Origin of the sequence: Methanoregula sp., from assembly GCF_002835825.1 — an archaeon.
Classification (GTDB): Archaea; Halobacteriota; Methanomicrobia; order Methanomicrobiales; family Methanospirillaceae; genus Methanoregula.
This window is the reverse complement of the sequence record NZ_PIZH01000804.1, coordinates 1-1,005: the sequence shown is the minus strand read 5'-3', so window position 1 is coordinate 1,005 and position 1,005 is coordinate 1. Positions and strand designations below refer to the sequence as shown.

The 1,005-nt window shown below is 59.0% G+C and carries 2 protein-coding genes; both read left to right on the top strand.

Going from position 1 to position 1,005, the window contains the following annotated elements:
* The coding region (locus CW742_RS15335) for a carbonic anhydrase (protein WP_342764899.1) at positions 1-575 on the top strand (575 nt) is incomplete at its 5' end.
* A 104-nt stretch (positions 576-679) separates the two neighbouring features.
* On the top strand, positions 680-1,005 hold a 326-nt coding region (locus CW742_RS15330), incomplete at its 3' end, for a hypothetical protein (RefSeq protein ID WP_292421915.1).

The window sequence follows — 1,005 nt, the reverse complement described above, 5'->3', positions numbered from 1 at the left end:
CCACGATCCTTGAGGGGAACCGCAGGTTCAAAAAAGAAGAATTCACAGAAGATCTCGATCATTACCCTGCTATCGCGGCGGCACAGAAGCCAAAGGCGCTATTCATCGACTGTGCCGACTCCCGCATCGAACCCTGCCGGATCACCGGTACCCGGGCCGGCGACCTCTTCTCAATACGCAATGTTGGCAACATCATCCCCCCGGATGATCCTGGCATCGCAACGGTTCTGGAGTTCGCCATCACCCGGCTCAAAGCCCCGGAGATCCTGCTCTGCGGCCATTCCCGCTGTGCTTCCATCCGTGCACTCGACTGGCCTGCCGGAGACGGCTCCATCTCCCGCTGGCTCGTCCATGCGAGGCTGGCACAGGAGCGGGTGGACAACCGGATCAGCCCGCCAACGACCCCTGCCGAAGAGGACGAACGCTACCGGCTCATTGAAGAGGAGAACGTACGGCTCCAGATCGAGCACCTTCTGACGTACCCCGTCGTCCGCCGTGCTGTTGATGCGAACCAGCTCCGGATCCACGGGCTCTACTACGATCTCCTTACCGGTGCGCTCACGCCTGTGCGATGATGACGGGAGAATCCGGAAACCGGTCATCCCTTTTTGGCCTGACCGGCTGGTGTTTCCCCCGTCGGGTGCACAACCCTTATAGAGCGCCCGTACCAATATCGCTTATGGGTATTTCCAAACGGCGTGCAGGAGTGGCTCTCCTCCTTCTCCTCCTCGCCCTTGCCGCAACCGCGGATGCTGCCACGGGCACGGTTACCATTACCGTCAAACCGGGTGGCGGGATGGTCTGTCTTGGCACGATCTGCAAAGAGAACCCATTTGGGGGCGACGGGTCCGGCATCACGGTCTTTTCAAATGTCGATGTGGACTGCTATCATATGCTCAATATCTACGGGCTGGATGGGTACAAACCGTACCTCAAACTGATCTATGTCGACTCGACCAGTTCGTCGCAGACCCGCAATGTCGTTCTGGAGTTGATCCCTGCAAC